This is a genomic window from Bacteroidota bacterium, assembly GCA_008933805.1.
In the GTDB taxonomy this organism is placed as follows: Bacteria; Bacteroidota; Bacteroidia; order UBA8524; family UBA8524; genus SB11.
Genome location: WBUH01000023.1, coordinates 1 through 16,287, shown reverse-complemented (window position 1 = coordinate 16,287; position 16,287 = coordinate 1). Strand labels below are relative to the sequence as shown.

The 16,287-nt window shown below is 40.1% G+C and carries 19 protein-coding genes and 1 tRNA gene; 11 read left to right on the top strand and 9 right to left on the bottom strand.

Going from position 1 to position 16,287, the window contains the following annotated elements; all coding sequences use genetic code 11:
* Positions 1 to 81: 81 nt before the first annotated feature.
* The 8 genes from F9K23_17470 to F9K23_17435 all read right to left on the bottom strand — a co-directional run bounded on the left by F9K23_17470 (position 82) and on the right by F9K23_17435 (position 6,668).
* On the bottom strand, positions 82 to 498 hold the full coding sequence (locus F9K23_17470; protein ID KAB2913297.1) for a hypothetical protein: 417 nt from the start codon (positions 496 to 498) through the stop codon (positions 82 to 84).
* Positions 498 to 833, bottom strand: coding sequence for a PadR family transcriptional regulator (locus tag F9K23_17465; protein KAB2913296.1), 336 nt, complete (start codon positions 831 to 833; stop codon positions 498 to 500). Before F9K23_17465 ends, F9K23_17470 begins: the two co-directional genes overlap by 1 nt.
* Positions 834 to 1,142: 309 nt before the next feature.
* Positions 1,143 to 1,967, bottom strand: a complete 825-nt coding sequence (locus F9K23_17460) for a DUF2971 domain-containing protein (protein KAB2913295.1) — start codon at positions 1,965 to 1,967, stop codon at positions 1,143 to 1,145.
* Positions 1,960 to 2,997 carry an amidohydrolase gene (locus F9K23_17455; GenBank protein ID KAB2913294.1) on the bottom strand — a complete coding sequence of 346 codons (1,038 nt, stop codon included), beginning with the start codon at positions 2,995 to 2,997 and terminating at the stop codon, positions 1,960 to 1,962. The genes F9K23_17460 and F9K23_17455 overlap by 8 nt, the downstream gene beginning before the upstream one ends.
* 92 nt (positions 2,998 to 3,089) lie before the next feature.
* A complete protein-coding gene (locus tag F9K23_17450; GenBank protein ID KAB2913293.1) occupies positions 3,090 to 3,482 on the bottom strand; it encodes a hypothetical protein in 393 nt (130 codons plus the stop codon).
* Between the two features lie 78 nt (positions 3,483 to 3,560).
* Positions 3,561 to 3,896 carry a DUF3291 domain-containing protein gene (locus tag F9K23_17445; GenBank protein ID KAB2913292.1) on the bottom strand — a complete coding sequence of 112 codons (336 nt, stop codon included), beginning with the start codon at positions 3,894 to 3,896 and terminating at the stop codon, positions 3,561 to 3,563.
* A gap of 100 nt (positions 3,897 to 3,996) precedes the next feature.
* Complete coding sequence (locus F9K23_17440) at positions 3,997 to 5,463, bottom strand: VWA domain-containing protein (GenBank protein ID KAB2913329.1); 1,467 nt, start codon at positions 5,461 to 5,463, stop codon at positions 3,997 to 3,999.
* A 656-nt stretch (positions 5,464 to 6,119) separates the two neighbouring features.
* Entirely contained in the window at positions 6,120 to 6,668 is a 549-nt protein-coding gene (locus F9K23_17435) for an RNA polymerase sigma factor (protein ID KAB2913328.1), read from the bottom strand.
* Between the two features lie 165 nt (positions 6,669 to 6,833).
* On the opposite strand from F9K23_17435, the gene F9K23_17430 reads away from it, so the two are divergent.
* From F9K23_17430 to F9K23_17415, 4 genes are all read left to right on the top strand, one after another.
* Positions 6,834 to 6,907, top strand: a tRNA-Pro gene (locus F9K23_17430).
* Positions 6,908 to 7,096: 189 nt separating this feature from the next.
* Positions 7,097 to 8,404, top strand: coding sequence for an SIR2 family protein (locus F9K23_17425; GenBank protein ID KAB2913291.1), 1,308 nt, complete (start codon positions 7,097 to 7,099; stop codon positions 8,402 to 8,404).
* Positions 8,394 to 10,493: a DUF853 family protein gene (locus F9K23_17420; GenBank protein KAB2913290.1), complete on the top strand. Its 2,100-nt coding sequence runs from the start codon at positions 8,394 to 8,396 to the stop codon at positions 10,491 to 10,493. Before F9K23_17425 ends, F9K23_17420 begins: the two co-directional genes overlap by 11 nt.
* Before the next feature lie 6 nt (positions 10,494 to 10,499).
* The gene (locus tag F9K23_17415; GenBank protein KAB2913289.1) at positions 10,500 to 11,537 is read left to right on the top strand and encodes a hypothetical protein; all 1,038 of its coding nucleotides are present in this window, start codon (positions 10,500 to 10,502) and stop codon (positions 11,535 to 11,537) included.
* A gap of 217 nt (positions 11,538 to 11,754) precedes the next feature.
* On the opposite strand, the gene F9K23_17410 is transcribed toward F9K23_17415, so the two are convergent.
* Positions 11,755 to 11,946, bottom strand: a complete 192-nt coding sequence (locus F9K23_17410) for a hypothetical protein (protein ID KAB2913288.1) — start codon at positions 11,944 to 11,946, stop codon at positions 11,755 to 11,757.
* A 224-nt stretch (positions 11,947 to 12,170) separates the two neighbouring features.
* Here F9K23_17410 and F9K23_17405 point away from each other — a divergent pair, with 224 nt between their 5' ends.
* From F9K23_17405 to F9K23_17375, 7 genes are all read left to right on the top strand, one after another.
* A complete protein-coding gene (locus F9K23_17405) occupies positions 12,171 to 12,665 on the top strand; it encodes a hypothetical protein (protein ID KAB2913287.1) in 495 nt (164 codons plus the stop codon).
* Between the two features lie 49 nt (positions 12,666 to 12,714).
* Complete coding sequence (locus F9K23_17400; GenBank protein ID KAB2913286.1) at positions 12,715 to 13,047, top strand: hypothetical protein; 333 nt, start codon at positions 12,715 to 12,717, stop codon at positions 13,045 to 13,047.
* Positions 12,995 to 13,441 carry an ArdC family protein gene (locus F9K23_17395; GenBank protein ID KAB2913285.1) on the top strand — a complete coding sequence of 149 codons (447 nt, stop codon included), beginning with the start codon at positions 12,995 to 12,997 and terminating at the stop codon, positions 13,439 to 13,441. Before F9K23_17400 ends, F9K23_17395 begins: the two co-directional genes overlap by 53 nt.
* Before the next feature lie 548 nt (positions 13,442 to 13,989).
* Positions 13,990 to 14,274: an AlpA family phage regulatory protein gene (locus tag F9K23_17390; protein ID KAB2913284.1), complete on the top strand. Its 285-nt coding sequence runs from the start codon at positions 13,990 to 13,992 to the stop codon at positions 14,272 to 14,274.
* Positions 14,267 to 14,461 carry an AlpA family phage regulatory protein gene (locus tag F9K23_17385; protein KAB2913283.1) on the top strand — a complete coding sequence of 65 codons (195 nt, stop codon included), beginning with the start codon at positions 14,267 to 14,269 and terminating at the stop codon, positions 14,459 to 14,461. Before F9K23_17390 ends, F9K23_17385 begins: the two co-directional genes overlap by 8 nt.
* Before the next feature lie 286 nt (positions 14,462 to 14,747).
* Positions 14,748 to 15,923 carry a tyrosine-type recombinase/integrase gene (locus F9K23_17380; protein KAB2913282.1) on the top strand — a complete coding sequence of 392 codons (1,176 nt, stop codon included), beginning with the start codon at positions 14,748 to 14,750 and terminating at the stop codon, positions 15,921 to 15,923.
* 70 nt (positions 15,924 to 15,993) lie between these two features.
* Positions 15,994 to 16,287 (top strand): hypothetical protein (locus F9K23_17375; protein KAB2913281.1); only part of this gene is annotated, 294 nt, incomplete at its 3' end.

Here is a 16,287-nt window from a genome sequence, read left to right as displayed (position 1 = left end):
GTTGTGGATTGGTAGAAAATGCAGCAGCGCAAAAGCAATAAACATTGCTTTTGCGCCGCTGAGAATGGAATACAGTTAGGATTAGGCCAATGAGCGTTTGTACTTATCGTAAAAGAACAGTGGCAAGAAGCCTAAGTTTAGGATTACAATACCCAACACAAACATTATCGATGCACCGGGCCAGTGCTGCATTTTGAAAAGTAGACCTGTGCTGCAAAGAAATACGGCGATGTAGGCCAATAAATACATGGTTGCTTTCATAAAGATTACTTTTTTATAGGTTAATAAAAAGAAGGTTTTTTGTTGGGTTTCATGCAGGCCGTTTTCACCAAAGGCAACAATGGCATTGCGGTAGGCGATGGTAAAATCTGTTTCGGTACCGGTTTCAATGGCGCAGCAAATGTGGTCAACTAAACTATCAGCAAGGGCAGGCATAGTGATGCCCCTTTGTGCAATATCATTACGTATAAAAGCTATTTGTTCAGTAGTAAGCTCCATTAGGTTGTGGGTTTAATGTTTAACAAACTGCTTATTGTGCCAAAAAAATCGGATACTTCTACTACCCGTTGTCTCGCTACTGAGGTACCCTCATGGGTTAGCGAGTAGTATTTGCGTACCCTTTTACCGATAAATTCCTCTTCAGTCTTTACTACACCATCGGCTTCAAGTTTATGCAAAGTGGGGTAAAGAGCCCCTTCGGTAATGTTTATTTTGCCAGAGGTAAGGTCTTTTACTTTCTGGGTGATTTCGTAGCCATACATTCTGCCGTTGTCCTCAAGCAGTTTTAGGATGATGGGTTGCAGAGTGCCTTTTAGTAGATCTTTTGGATACATAAGTCAAATATACATAAATAACTTATGTATTGTGTGAATTATTGTATTGCCCCATGAAAATGTTTTTGATGGTGCAATTAGTTTGTTACTGTTTAAGGAGGGTGGATTACTATAATCAAACAAACCTTTTCGTCATAGCGAGGTCTTCCGAAGCAATCCTATCCAATACAAACGGATTGCTGCAACTAAACAGGGTATAGATTAGGGATGAGCAAATAATAACAAGTAAAAATATATCTTTAAATAGAATTAAAGGCGGCTTTAGTTTAGTAATAAAAGGAAGACTATGTAATGTTGTGTGGTAATAGTTTACTTAATTTTTTCAGCAATCAATTCAAATTTATATATAGCAGGTTTCATTTTGAATATTGGTACACTAGGATATTTTGATTCAGCTATTTTTATAATCTCATCCTGATTCTTTTCACTCATGGCGTAACCAATGATTATCTCTGCTATATCATCTTCGTATATTTTTTCAACGGTATTGGCAGCTTTTGTCCGTATTAGGCGGTACTCTTTTTCATATCCCCACATTGAGTGTTTTGTAAATAATAGAGTAGTTATGTCTGATATATCACTAGTAGTAGGAAGAATAACAGGATATTCATCAACGTAATTAATAGGACCTCCTCCCCACTTACGATCCTTCTCAAATAAAAAACGTCTTGATTTTATTCCAATACAAAAACCTTTGTGCGAGTTTCCATAATGAGACCACATTAAAATATTGTTATATAACTCACTAAAACTTACAATACCAATTTTGGACGATAAACGATCATATGTGTTTTTTGTTGCTGCTTCTATCCACTTTGGGTCTTTATGTAGCTTTTGTAGACGATTGACTTCGATTTCGTGTTGAATTTTACTAAAATAAGGAAATTGATCTTTAATAATATCGTTTAAATAACTTCTTTCAAGGACTTCGTTTTCTGCAAATTTTTGATATGCAAACTGAATATTACAATCAAAAGGATCATTTAATCGGTTGGGTGAGGCAATAAAAATTTCACCATCAGTAATAACTTTTTTATGATAAGGATCGTTCCAGTCTCTATATTTATATAGCTTTTCCGGTAAAATAATTTCATCTGAAGTAATAAACTTTTTTGACATAGCGGTATTATACATTCTCCCTCAACCTCACGCCAACGCCTTCAACGGCTTCCATGCCCAGCCAATCCAGTACATTGTGGCCAAATATTTTTTGTTTGGTAGCGGTACTTAGGTCGGTCATTTCATCCAAAAACTTGCCGTGCTCCAAATCACCCAAAGGGAAGGGGTAATCCGTGCCGTACATTATTTTGTCTTCGCCCATCAGTTTTATCAGGTAGCGCATAGCGTCTTTGTCGTGTGTGATGCCGTCTACCCAAAAACGGCCAACGTATTCGCGCGGGTCTTGCACATCGTTTACGTTGCACAAATCGGGGCGGCATTGGTAGCCGTGTGAAATACGTCCCAACGTAAACGGGAAACTACCCCCGCCGTGGGCTATCATAATGCGCAGTTTGGGAAATTTATCAAATACACCGCCAAAAATCAGGCTGCACAAAGCGCGGCTTTCTTCGGCAGGCATCCCCACCAGCCACGGCATAAAATAGTTGGGCATTTGGTCGGTACCCATCATGTCCCAAGGGTGTATAAACAAGGCCATGCCCAAAGCTTCGGCAGCCTCGTAAAACGGGAAAAAGCTCTTATCGTCAAGGTTTTTGCCTTGTATGTTACTGCCAATTTGTATGCCGGGCAACCCCAACACATTGCGGCAGCGTTTCATTTCTTTTATTGCCAGCGGTATGTTTTGCATGGGCAGTGTTCCCAACGCAATAAAACGTTTGCGGTATTTGGCTTGTACTTCAGCAATGTGGTCGTTTAAGAAAATACTCCAATCGTAGGTATCTTCGGGTTTCGCCCAATAATTAAACAACACAGGCACGGTGCAAAGCACCATCATATCCACGTTGTGGGCGTTCATATCTTTGATAATTTCCTCGGGATCCCAGCAGTTTTGCTGCACCTCGCGAAAAAATTTACCATCGTCGCGCATCATGCGGGCCGCATCGGGCTTGTGGTGGTCCATGTAAATGAACCCCCCGTATCCGTATTTGCTTTTTAAATCGGGCCAGGTTTTGGGGAGTATGTGTGCGTGACTATCTATTTTCATTCCGTTTTTCTCTCATGTAACACCGCAATAAATACGATTGTTACTGCAAAAATACGGAAAATTATGAAGGGGTACACGCACCGTACAGCCGACTACTTTTGGAACAGGAGTACCAAGCGGCCTAAAATGTTTAATTCGGCTTTGTTACTACTTGCAAACGAGTGGATGATGAGAAGAGCGGTTTCCATGATAGTGCTCTTAAGTGCAGGGGTAAATACCTCTTTGTGGTTGTTGTAATATGTTTCGAAGTGTTTGTAGGCGTTATCAGCAGCGGGTAAAACTTCGGTTAAATAGTCAAAAGCAATACTAATGTAGTGCGCGGTATCGGTACCAAACTCATCCGTATTTTCATCTATCGCCAGCCATTTTTCCGTTACCGCGTGTTTAAGCGTTTCTATTTCAGCGGCATTTATGTGTTTATCGGCTGCGGCAATGCTGTAAAATAAATACCCCAAATGCCGGTATAAAGTTTCATTATTTTTCATAAGTCAACACCAAGTATAGTACAAAGCTATTGCTATTCTGTCAACAGTAAAATGATGAAAGTCAGTAGTTTTATAGGCCTAAAAATTGTGAACCCGCCCTTCAGTCAACAGCTTTTGCTTGGCGGTTTTCCAATCGGGTAATTTATCGGCTTGGTAGGTAAGTATGCGTATTTGTTTGGCTATCAATCCGCTTTTACGCATGGCATCAAGGTGAGCACCTTGTTTGGCAAATGCTTTCAAGTCTTCTTCAGTATTCCACAAAGTCATGGTGTAATGCATTGTCCAAACGCCTGAAGTTTTCTTATCAATGCAAGGGGTGTTTTGTAATTGCTTAATAATCCTTAATGCATATAGCGAAAGTGCAAAAAACTTGAAAGGGTTCTTAAGCTCTAAAGAGGTGATTGTAACAAACATTAATTGCAGGATTTATTGCAACAAATGTAAGTGTTACAAAAAATAACCCCGCTGCGAGAGTTAAAATCTACAGCGGGGTTACGCAAAAGGTTATTATAAATTACTGCGAAAGCTGTTCGGTTTTGGTAATAAGGTTCAGCAACTCCTCGCGATAGCCATTGGCAACGTTCAGTTTAGTGCTTTGCAACAGTTGCTTGGCAAGGGTGTAGGTGGCATCGCCTTTAAATTTTGAATCGCGGAGCAGCATGGCATACGCGGTAACACCGCAGGCAAACCGCAAGTTATCACTGGCTTTTTCGTACGATTGATTACTGTTTACCAACGTTTGTACCAGTAGTTTACTCACATCTTGGTCGGGGTTTTTATAGCGCAGTTTGGCAGTAAGCAACTCATTGCCGTAGTCTTTTAGGGTTGTTTTACGTTCAGTTTCTTGATACTTCAAATCAAAAAAGCCTTCAATGTTTTGGGTACTACCTACGGGTATAATTTCGTACAAAGCAGTAACGGTGTGGCCTGCGCCCAATTCTCCTGCATCTTTGGTGTCGTCGTCAAAATCTTGCGGGGGCATTTTACGGTTTTCGTACCCGATAAGGCGGTAAGCCTTTACAAACTTTGGATTGAACTCTACCTGTATTTTAACGTCTTTAGCTATTGTGAACAAAGTACCTGTAAGGTCGGTAACAAATACTTTTTTACTTTCTTTAAAGTTATCAATGTAGTAGTAATTACCATTGCCTTTATCGGCCAGTATTTCCATTTTACTGTCTTTGTAATTGCCCATACCAAAGCCGCATACGGTAAGAAACACCTTTTCTTTGCGCTTTTGCTCAATCAGCGTTTCCATGTCCTCGTCGCTGTGCAGCCCTACGTTAAAATCACCGTCAGTAACCAAAATAATGCGGTTGTTTCCGTTTTTCACATAATTTTCACCCGCAATTTTATAGGCCAATTCCAGCCCTTCACCCCCCGCTGTTGAGCCGCCTGCATCTAAATTATCAATAGCACTTTTTATGGCCTGTTTCTCAGAGCAAGCGGTAGAGGGGAGGGCTAACCCAGCAGCTCCGGCATAGGTAACCACTGAAATACGGTCTTTGGGGCCCATTTGGTCAACCAGTAGCTTTAGTGTCTTTTTCACCAAAGGGAGTTTGTTCTCTTCTTCCATCGAGCCTGAAACATCTATCAGAAACACCAAGTTGCTGGCGGGAAGCGTTGAACGCTCGGCTTCTTTGCCTTGCAGACCTATGGCTACAATTTGGGTGTTTTTATTCCAAGGGCAAGAGGCTGTTTCCATGTAAATATTGAAAGGGACATTGCCTTTGGGGGCTACATAATCGTAATCGAAGTAATTAATGAACTCCTCAATCCTGATGGCATCTTTGTGTGGTTTTTCGCCGCCCTCTACCATACGACGGGCGTTTGAGTAGGAGGCATTGTCCACATCAATACTAAAGGTTGAAAGTGGCTCACTAAAAGGGCTCAGGTATTCGTTTTCAATCAACGGAGCATAACTTTCGCTGCTTTCCGGCTCTTCATAACCAATGTCCCAAAGCACAGAATCACTGTACATTCCTAAATTGGTGGTAAGCGATTCCGTAAGGTCTTCCTCATTTTTTAATACCCCGTCGGTTCTACCTTCTCCTAAATTCCATTCATACGAAACAGCACCCCCAAGTGCCGGGGAAAGGTTCAAATCACGCGTGAAACCGCTGGTAAGGTTTTGGGTTATTGTATAAGTACCTATAGGAGCGGTATAGTTATGAGAAGTAGCTCCAAGGACAATGTTGCCGTCACCAAAGGCCCAAGTGTTTGCGCTAGGTGTGTGCGAAACTGAACTGCTAATTATAGTAAGGGATTTATTGCTATTAGATGCAGCTATGTTTTTATTACCTGTGTTAGTTGTTGTGTTTTGGTCTTCCTCTGCTTGAGCAGTTTTGCTTTCTTCAATTATGGTGATGTTCGGTAGTTCCTCCTCATTCGTATTGTATTGGCGGGCAGAGTCGTAGGTTTCGTTTTGGACTACAAATTGTGTTTCAGTTGCGCCGTTATACACAAACCAAGCAGAAATGAGTATGGCCAGTGAGGCTGCTGCTCCTGTGGTATATATAATCCAAAGCGGAAGTTTGCGGCGTTTTTCTTTATCAAGGGATAGCTCAATATTATCCCACACGCTGTCAGGCGGAGTGGTTTGAGGCAAGTGGTCAAGTCCCTTATTTATATCGTTTGTCATGGCTTTAATTCTTTAAGTAGGGTTTGCAGTTGTTTTTTTGCATGATGTAACTGCGAACGTGAGGTTACTTCTGTGATACCCAAAATAGTTGCGGCTTCTTTGTGACTATATCCTTCTACCGTTACCAATGTAAATACGCTGCGGTATCCGTCGGGCAGTTGGTTGATGGCCTTGTCAATATCCGCCGAGTTGATGTGTTGCAGTTGTTCTACCAAACTATCGTGTTCTTCCGGGTCGAACGGTTGATAGCGGAATTCAAACTTGCTCTTTTTCACGGCCTGCCTTATCACTATGGTTTTTATCCAAGCCCCCAGCGTACTTTGCCGCTTAAAGGTTTTCAGGTCTTTAAAAACTTCGATAAAAGCATCCTGCAAGGCATCGCAGGCCATGTCGTAATCGTTTAGTATGCGCAGGGCAATAGTAAACATGGCAGCCTTGTACTGGTCGTACAATTGCTTTTGCGCCAGCCGTTCCCCGTTAATGCAGCGGTCAACAAGGTCGGGCTGTTGTATGTAGTCAGAAGATAACGTCAACGTTTTTGTCATCATGCACCCTAAAGGGAGGGGATGCCATTAATACGTTGCATGATACTAAAATATTTTTGCTATAAATTAGTGTTTGTTACACAGGCAGTTTGGTAAAATATTTTGCAGAAACTAAAAATCCTTCTTGACAAGTAAAGTATTTTTATATCTTTGCACTCCCTTTTTCGGGGTGTAGCGCAGCCCGGTAGCGCATCTGCTTTGGGAGCAGAGGGTCGTAGGTTCGAATCCTGCCACCCCGACTTAGAAAGACAAGCCTTTCAGCGATTTTAAAGCTGAAAGGCTTTTTCATTTGCACAAGATTTGCACAAAGAATTGACCCTTAATCAATTGATGTATTTAAAGTTAGAATAGTTTATATTGCGTTTTAAACTACCTTGGAAAAGTAGCAGTGCTATTGCTCCTATTAAACTAACTAACCTAGCATTCAGATGAGCTCTCACGATCCGATTCGACAATCAAAGTATTTAAGACAAACATTATCTCAGGATAAAAAGCCAGTTGGTTTTTTTATTTCGGCAGGTTGCCCGCTAGCAGTCAATATGCCTGATGGCAAATGGCCTCTAATTCCTGATGTCGCAGGACTGACAAAATATATCGGGGAAGAGTTACAGAAAGAAACAAACCTAAGAGACAAAAAGTCAAAAAGTATATCTGATATTTATAATACCTTAATTCAAGAAATCGAAAAAACAGATAAATCTAATCCTAATATAGAGGATATTCTAAGTTTTGTCAGAGGATTAAAACAGATTTCAAAGGGAGCCAATAATGTAAGAGGACTTTCGGAAGAAGAATTAATTGATATTGAAGCCGAAATTTGTAAGAAAATCTCTCTGAAATTGCGTGTTGATTTACCCGATAACAAAACTCCATACCATAAATTAGCAAAATGGATACATAACATTGAAAGGGACACTCCTGTTGAAATTTTTACAACGAATTATGATTTATTATTAGAAGAAGCTTTCGAACAAATTGGTGTTCCTTATTTTGATGGGTTTGTGGGTTCCCGAAAACCTTTTTTTGATTTAAGAGCGGTAGAAGATGGGTTAACACCAAAACATTGGTCAAGGCTTTGGAAAATTCACGGCTCTATTAATTGGTATTTAAATGGGAAAGAAGTATATCGCTCAACAAGTTTAGATGAAGATGATTCCTATATAATTCACCCATCACATTTAAAATATGACCAAAGCAGAAAGATGCCTTACTTGGCATTAATAGACCGCCTTAATAAATTTCTGCGCCAAAATTCCGCCGTGTTAATAATGTCGGGCTATTCATTTAGTGATGAACATCTAAACGACACTATACTTAGTGCTTTAAAAGCGAATCCAACGGCAATGGTGATAGGACTACTATTCGGACCTTTATCTACCAATATTGAAGAAGAATGTTCTGATGGGAGCAAGGCTATAAAAGCAGTTGTGAGATATGAACAAGCTTTGAAGTTGTCTGAAAATCGATCCAATTTAAGTATTTGGGCCTATGATGAGGCTGTAATCGGAGGCCTAAGAGCTAAATGGGTTCCGACAAAAATAGGATATGAACAAGACGAGAATATAGGCAATGCGGTCAGAAGATTTATTGAAAAAATTAAAGATGCAGAAGGTAAGGAAACTGACGACGAAATAATTCGATATGAATTTCGACTTGGTGATTTCTCGATACTTGGTGACTTTTTGCAGGAGCTAATTGGCAAGGACCAGTTTAAAATAGAGGAGCATGGAGAGTAAATCTACTTACTTAGGAACTGTTCAAGATGTCACAGGAACATCTGTAAGTGTTTCATTGGGGAATGAAGCACTTTCTGGCCTTACTTACGTAGATGGAGAGGGATATAGAATTGGCCAAATAGGGAGTTTTGTGAAAATTCCTATCGGATATATAGAGCTTTTCGGAATTGTCACACAAGTGGGAGCCAGCGCAGTACCCCAAACTCAACAAACAAATCAACCTTACGGTAATAGATGGCTGAATATCCAACTTTTGGGTGAAGGCCAGAGGAATGGTAAGTTTGAAAGGGGACTTTCGCAATACCCAACTATTGGTGATGAAGTCCACCTGGTTTCTGAAAATGATTTAAAAAAAATATATGGACAACCGGATAAACCATATTTTGTAAAGGTGGGTCATATTTCTGGTGCTGAGTCAATTGCTGCATTAATAGATATAAATAAATTAATTACTAGACATAGCGCTGTTGTTGGAACTACTGGATCTGGAAAATCAACGACAGTCGCATCATTGATTAATGCACTAGCTAACCCTAAAATTTATCCTGCTTCGCGAATTGTCATTCTGGACATTCATGGTGAATATGGTCAAGCATTAAGAGATAACTCTAATGTTTATAAAATTAATGCAGATAGAAGTTTGGGTGAAAACGAGTTATTTCTTCCCTTTTGGGCATTAAGTTTTGAGGAGCTTGTCGAAATTTGTTTTGGTGGCTTTTCTAATGAGAAGGATAAGACTATTGTTTTAGAGCGTATACTTGAAAAGAAGAAAAACTCCCTAATTAATTTCCCAAAAGACGGAGCAGATTTAGATAATCTTAATGTTGATAGCCCAATCCCTTTTAGTTTATGCCACCTTTGGTATGAACTTTATATTGAAACCTTAGGGAAATATTATCGAAGCAGACCGGGGCAGCCAACAGACAATTTAGCCTTTGAAACCGACTCAGAAAATAATGAGTTACGTGGAAATCCGATTTCAGGTACACCTCCTATATTTAAAAAAATCAATACTAATAACGCTAATGGCGACCTTGTCGGGCACTTGCCAGATACTTTGAATATTGGTCAACAACTTCATTCTTTAGGCTCAAAGCTTCGGGTGCCAAGATTTGACTTTATTTTTAAGCCTGGGGCTTGGCTTCCTGGTGAAAATGGTCAAGTAGAAAAAGACCTTGATGAATTGTTGCAAGGATGGATTGGAAGTGAAAAACCAATAACAATTCTAGATTTATCAGGTGTTCCAACAGCGGTACTCAACTTAATTATAGGAGTACTACTAAGAATATTATATGACGCTTTATTTTGGTCACGTAAACTTTCCGAAGGTGGTAAAAATCGACCGTTATTAATTGTGATGGAAGAAGCGCATAATTATCTTAATGATAATTTCTCGGGACTCGCATCACAGACTGTCCAGAGAATCGCTAAAGAAGGCAGAAAATATGGAATAGGGGCAATGATAGTTAGTCAGAGGCCCTCTGAAATAAACTCAACAATTCTCTCTCAATGTGGAAGCTTCTTCGCGCTTAGATTGTCAAATTCAACAGATAGATCTCATATTACAAGTGCTGTTACTGATAATCTAGAAGGGTTAACAAACATGTTACCTATTTTAAGAACTGGAGAAGCAATTATATTAGGTGAATCCGTTAAATTACCTATGCGCGTGCTAATAGATGCGCCAGACAAAGATAAAAGACCAGATAGTTTTGATCCAGTAGTATATGATGAAAAACCACCTTTTGATTCCACAAGCCCAGGGGGATGGGGAATCAAAAGAAATGTATCCAAAGAAGATTATGAAGATATAATGCGCGTGTGGAGATCACAAAACCCTAATCATCCAAATATTATAAAATCAGATAAAATGAAAATCACTAATGTAACTTCATCCACTATTGCTTCAATTGGCTATGACGAAAATTCTCAGACCCTTGAAGTTAGTTTCCTATCGGGTTCATCATATCAGTATTTTGATGTTCCGAAACATGTTGCCGAAGAGTTTATTGAAAACCCACCGGAAGGTTCTCATGGAAAGTATTTGTCATCAAATATTAAAGGAACATACAGATACACAAAGGTGTAATATAATATGGGAACAGTATCGATTAACCAACAACTTAGTCGCATTGAAATTTCAGGCTTTGAAATAGAAAACCCAATTGTATTTAACTACTTTAACAACCTTCCGGCCTCAGAACGGGAAGGGAAATTAATTCGTGCAATTTATATTGGAATTCTGGCTTTGATGGAAGACAGGATTTCAGCTTTTCTTTCAAAGACCAGCAACGAGTTGGGAACTGAACTTGAAAGCCTTAAGTTGATTTTTGAAATGAAGAAAGAACTCTTTTACAAAAGCAATGTAAAGGGTGTTCTAGCTGAAGAAGAAATAGCCGATTTCTTAAATCAATATTTTTTGAAGAAAAATTTAAATGATAAAGCCCTTTTAACTGGAAACACAGTTGGTCATTTAGAAAAAAATAAAACGGGGGATATTGTTTGTGAAATAAATGGCAATTCAGAAACACGAATAGTTATTGAATGTAAATTTGATAAAGGGATCAAGCTGGGAGAGATTGAAAATAGAGATATTTTCACGCGAAAAACTGATACGGCTTGGAGTCAATTGATTGAAGCACAAGCTAACCGAGGCGCGATGGCAAGTTTGATTGTTTTTGACGCATCTTTAGTTGACAGTTCAATATTGAAATTTTGCGATAATGTTGGATACATACCTGCCGTAGGATTTATAGCAATAGTCAATAGCCAAAAAGGCGATTATTCGAACCTTGCTATTGCATATATGCTACTAAGAGATATTGCATTAAACGCAAAACCAACTGAGCTTGATAAAGATCTTCTTGCAATAATGATTAACAGAATTATCAAAGATATCAATTGCATAATAAAAATAAAGTCTTTAGTTTTAAGTAATATTGAAAATAATAGAGAAATACTTAGGCAGCTAGAAAAAAGTATTTTATTAATGCAATTCAACCAAGATTACTTAACAAAGTTTCTAAACGAAGGAACTCTGAGTAAAAGAGACCTACTTAATTACTATATGGGCGAAGACGTTAAAGATAAATATAAAGTGATAGAAAAAGAAATAAATGATGTCTGTCAGTAGTTCTGATTTAATTTGGTACGCTTTGCGTACCAAATTAAATTTAACATGACGGAAAAGTTCAACATTGGACTTACTGGTAAATACTTCACCTATTCCTATCCAATTTCTTGACGCATTGCGTCAAGAAATTCAAAATCCCCTTTACCGATCAAAATGCAATACCTACGCTTACTTTTCTTATCTACCCTTGTTTCGTATGCAATGATCTAAAAATCTCTTATGAATTTTCCCACAACTTGCAGGGCAGACATAACGGCGCAAGGAGTATAAAAGCCGCTCCGCAGTTCATTGTTGCTTTCATACCCATTGCTCTTTCAATTGCTTGGAAGCCATCTTGCCCCCGCAATGTAGGCTGCGCACCGGGCTCTTTCCTTTGATTTTGTTTAAGCGGCTTTTCTCTTTTTCTCATTTTCACCCCGAAAGGGGCTAAGCAAATTTCATCCCCCGCACCTTGTCAAGGCCGGGGCCTTCGGGGCATTCAAATTTTTTCTTTCGTGCCTCATAAAAAATTATGACCTGCCGCCTTGCCAATTCCGCCATGCCGCACAATGGGGAGTTGCTTATCCCTTTCGGGGGAAATGTTTTTTGTTGTGAGAGAATCTCGCACGGCTTAAAACAAAATCATTTAAAGCAATGACAATACCCAAAAACAACGGCAACGGTGCGAAGGAAGTAACACCCGCCACAAACAACAAAACCATCAATCAACCCGATGTTAATGGCAAAAACACAGCACCCGCAAAAGAGGGAACCGCACCCAAAGCCGAAGAAAAGCCAAAAGCGGAAGAAAAACCGTCAACCGCAGAGGCCACCGCACCGGAGCAGCCCAAAACCTTAGAGCAGCAAATCCAGTATTTTTTAGGGCTGGAAAGGCTGGTGAATATCCGCCGCCGCTTTGAAACGCATTTGGAGGCCGTCAACGGGCTTGAAATAGCAGACGAGGATTTAACAAAGTTTGAAACGGGCAACACCTACGGCGTGCGCATCGAGCTGCACGACAGCAACCGCCGAGAATACAACATCACCAACCCCAAGCTGGTGAAAGAAATGCTTGCCCACCTTGCAGGCCTGTTAGAGGGCAAAATCGCTGAATATGACACGCAGATTTTAGCCTACGGCCAAAAGTGAACCCCGGCACAGCCCGTGCAGCCTGCACGGGCTTTAAACTTTTAAACTTATGGTAAAAATCAAATACGAAAATCCCTTTGAAGAACTGGAGTTTCTGGTACAGGTGCGCAAAGTGCTATCCGCCCGCGCCGACCAGCTTGAAATGCTGGTGGAGCGGGACTCTCTCAAGCGTGACCAGCCAATGAGCATGGAAATCGAAAATCGCGGCCTTGTATTTAGAAGTACGCATAAAGGAATCATCACTAAAGCGCTTGCTTACATGCTTGCGGAGTACCGCAAGCGGCTAACAGCAATAGAAAGGGAAATCAAAGAATTGTCAGAAAAAATAATTGAATATAACCATGACAACACAAACAACAGAAACCAAAAAACGACCGATTGACGAAGCTCGTGAACGCCTGAAACTTCTTAGCCTCGAAGTGGCCGACCTTGTGGAGGCAGGTACGTTCTTAACCATTAATGACGCAATAGTTGAAACGCTTTATAAAAGCGACGCACACCGCCAGTTTAAAAGCTATCAGCAATGGAGAAAAGAAGGCTACCAGGTACAGAAGGGAGAGAAAGCCTTTTTACTATGGGCGCGGCCAAAAGAAATTCAGCGGCCAATCGAGGACGGCAAAACTGCCGAAGAGCTTGACGAGCTTATGAAGTTTTTTCCGCTGGCTTACTTGTTTTCAAATGCGCAGGTTGACCCGGTAGGTGAGCCAGTCGAAGTGCCGGAAGCAGAACCACCCGCTACGCTTCACAAGTTCAGCTTGGAGCCTTTGGAGTATTAAGTACCATAACCAACCTATGCCTTTCTATATAGCACAAGGCATATAAGAAAAGCAGCCTGACAATGGACTGCTTTTTCGCCGCCGGAAGCGGCAAACCCTTGTCTTCTTATTTTTTAACGGTAAGGGTTTATCCCTTTTCAATTCCTTTCGCTTACTTCCCCTTCTCTTCTTCACTTCGGTAAGCTTACAGGAAATCTTTATCATAAATTTTGACAACTAATAGTCCTTTTATAACATACCTAAATAATCGCACAAAGTCAGGAAATGCAAGGCATACAGGCGAACGCCAGTTGCAGAATTTTCTTGAAGTTTTGCAAATATCCCTGATAAAAAAGTGTCATTAAGAAGTTTGGAAAAGCCTACAAAAAGGCATAGGTAAATTTTAGGTTTATCTCTTAGGCGGGCACATTCACATAAACAAGAAATTTGTATGTATTGCGGAAACTGCAACTTGTTTCTGCATACGATGGAATTTTCAGCGGATTCAATTGACAACATGATAGGATTATATTCCTATATGCGGATTAGCTAACAGTAAGGAGTATGGAATGAGCGATACTATTAAGGATATTTTGCAGCAACTATCAATCAGTGACGGCAACCAATTTTTGGCCGCACTGCATATTCAGATGAATGGCTTTCTTGATGAAGAAACTATTGAAAAAGTGACAGGTCTGTCCTCGGAACAAATATATCGTATGTGTCTTAGAGGCGAGTTTCCCCAAAAGCAAATTATTTACGGAAACATAATGGGCTGGCGTGTAAGAGATATTCAGCATTGGCTGGAAAAGAATTATTCAACGCAATACAGTGTGGTAAACGGAAATGACTAATTCCTTACCTGAAATTGGATTTGTGAGAATAAATGAAATTTTAAAAGTCTTTCCGGTAGGCAAATCTTCATGGTGGGCTGGCGTAAAAGATGGGCGTTTTCCACAGCCTGTAAAACTTGGTCCTAAAACCACAGCATGGCGTGCTCAGGATATTCATGCTTTACTTGATGATATAGGACAAAAATAGGCTCCAAAAACCGCAGAAATCCGTGGGGGCATTTGTGGGGGCATGTGGAAAGTTCGAACTTTAAATATTCAATAACACCAAACATTTAAAGTTCATTTATTAATCCCTTCACTCGCTCCATTTATTCCTCCAAACAAGTCTAAAATCATTCAAAAAACCTTGCAATTCTGAGGGTTTTATGAGATTCTATCATCTAACCCCGTCTTAACTGATGCCCCCAAATCTAGCCTCATTGGGGAAGTTTTTGGGGGCACAAATGAAATAGCAGAAATGGAGATGCCCCCATATGCTAACGAATCTTCAATGTAGCCAGGCAAAACCTAAGGATAAATCTTACAAACTCGCGGCAGGGCGGGGTTTGTACTTAGAAGTCATGCCTAACGGCAGTAAATATTGGCGCATGAAATACCGCTTTGCTGGTAAGGAAAAGCGGTTGGCATTGGGTGTTTACCCTGAAACTTCTTTAAAAGAAGCTGATGAGAAGTGTACGGCAGCCCGGAAATTGCTGGAACAGCATATAGATCCTATGCAGGCAAAGCAAAGCGCCAAGCTCTTTGCCGAAAAGAAAGCCGGAGATACGTTTGAGGTCGTAGCCCGTGAGTGGCATGAAACCTTTAAACTTAAGTGGACAGAGCGGCATGCAAAGACTGTATTACATAGGCTTGAACGGGATATTTTTCCGCGAATTGGTTTTATGCCGATTTTGGATGTCAGGCCATCACACATTATTTCTGCTTTAGAAAAGGTTCAAAAACGCGGAGCGGTTGAACCTGCGCACCGCTTGCGGCAATACTGCTCTCAGATATTTCGCTATGCTATTATTTATGAAAGAGCATTAATAAACCCCGCTGCGGAAATAGGTATGGTTTTAAAACCTGTTGTTAAATCACATTATGCCTGCCTTGAAATAAAAGAAATTCCAAGCCTGCTATTTGCTCTAAACTATAATAATGCCCGTCTTCACCATGACACCCGGCAGGCTATACGTCTGCTTATGCTCACTTTCGTTCGCACTAAGGAGTTAATCGAGGCAAAATGGGATGAAGTTGATTTCGACAATAAACAGTGGGTTATACCGCCCGAACGTATGAAAATGCGTAACGAACACATAGTACCTTTGTCACGGCAGGCGATTGAAATCCTTATGGACTTGAAGGAGCGAAATGGAACGCATGCATGGATATTTCCCGGCCACCATTCACCCCGGAAGCATATGAGCAATAATACAGTATTAAAAGGGTTGGAGCGGCTTGGGTTTAAAGGTCGCATGACCGGGCATGGCTTTAGGGCACTTGCCATGAGTACTATAAAAGAAAAATTAGGCTACAGGCATGAAGTAGTTGATCGGCAGCTTGCTCATGCGCCTAAAAGTCTGGTTGATCGTGCTTATGATCGAGCAAAATTTCTAGACGAGCGTACTAAGATGATGCAGGACTGGGCCAATTATCTTGCAAAAAGTTAACTCTAAAAAGGGTGTTTTAACGGTAGTAAAAATGAAATTTTAACTGTTTTTTGCAGTGAATTGATTAGGAATGAATTCTACCCGTAAAAGTTTCCAAATTATTGAATTTTCAAAACAAAATTTAATAAATTATTTAAAATCTATTAGTGAGTATCCAGGAGAAAGAATAGAACATAAATATTTAGTTAAATATCTACTTTCATATTTTGATGGAAAGTCTGATCCAAGCAAGTATGAGGTGAGGACAATGATAGTTGAAAATGAATATGTCAGTGAAACTTACCACCACGATTATAAGTTTTACTATGTTGATTCCTATAAAGAAATAAGTAAAAAAGTAAGAAGGATACATTTCTTTAAAACT

Excerpts from the sequence above, each read along its gene's own strand:
- F9K23_17470 (KAB2913297.1), bottom strand. The coding sequence starts at position 498 with ATGGAGCTTACTACTGAACAAATAGCTTTTATACGTAATGATATTGCA.
- F9K23_17465 (KAB2913296.1), bottom strand. The coding sequence starts at position 833 with ATGTATCCAAAAGATCTACTAAAAGGCACTCTGCAACCCATCATCCTA.
- F9K23_17460 (KAB2913295.1), bottom strand. The coding sequence starts at position 1,967 with ATGTATAATACCGCTATGTCAAAAAAGTTTATTACTTCAGATGAAATT.
- F9K23_17455 (KAB2913294.1), bottom strand. The coding sequence starts at position 2,997 with ATGAAAATAGATAGTCACGCACACATACTCCCCAAAACCTGGCCCGAT.
- F9K23_17450 (KAB2913293.1), bottom strand. The coding sequence starts at position 3,482 with ATGAAAAATAATGAAACTTTATACCGGCATTTGGGGTATTTATTTTAC.
- F9K23_17445 (KAB2913292.1), bottom strand. The coding sequence starts at position 3,896 with ATGTTTGTTACAATCACCTCTTTAGAGCTTAAGAACCCTTTCAAGTTT.
- F9K23_17440 (KAB2913329.1), bottom strand. The coding sequence starts at position 5,463 with ATGTACAGTGATTCTGTGCTTTGGGACATTGGTTATGAAGAGCCGGAA.
- F9K23_17435 (KAB2913328.1), bottom strand. The coding sequence starts at position 6,668 with ATGACAAAAACGTTGACGTTATCTTCTGACTACATACAACAGCCCGAC.
- F9K23_17425 (KAB2913291.1), top strand. The coding sequence starts at position 7,097 with ATGAGCTCTCACGATCCGATTCGACAATCAAAGTATTTAAGACAAACA.
- F9K23_17420 (KAB2913290.1), top strand. The coding sequence starts at position 8,394 with ATGGAGAGTAAATCTACTTACTTAGGAACTGTTCAAGATGTCACAGGA.
- F9K23_17415 (KAB2913289.1), top strand. The coding sequence starts at position 10,500 with ATGGGAACAGTATCGATTAACCAACAACTTAGTCGCATTGAAATTTCA.
- F9K23_17410 (KAB2913288.1), bottom strand. The coding sequence starts at position 11,946 with ATGAGAAAAAGAGAAAAGCCGCTTAAACAAAATCAAAGGAAAGAGCCC.
- F9K23_17405 (KAB2913287.1), top strand. The coding sequence starts at position 12,171 with ATGACAATACCCAAAAACAACGGCAACGGTGCGAAGGAAGTAACACCC.
- F9K23_17400 (KAB2913286.1), top strand. The coding sequence starts at position 12,715 with ATGGTAAAAATCAAATACGAAAATCCCTTTGAAGAACTGGAGTTTCTG.
- F9K23_17390 (KAB2913284.1), top strand. The coding sequence starts at position 13,990 with ATGAGCGATACTATTAAGGATATTTTGCAGCAACTATCAATCAGTGAC.
- F9K23_17385 (KAB2913283.1), top strand. The coding sequence starts at position 14,267 with ATGACTAATTCCTTACCTGAAATTGGATTTGTGAGAATAAATGAAATT.
- F9K23_17380 (KAB2913282.1), top strand. The coding sequence starts at position 14,748 with ATGCTAACGAATCTTCAATGTAGCCAGGCAAAACCTAAGGATAAATCT.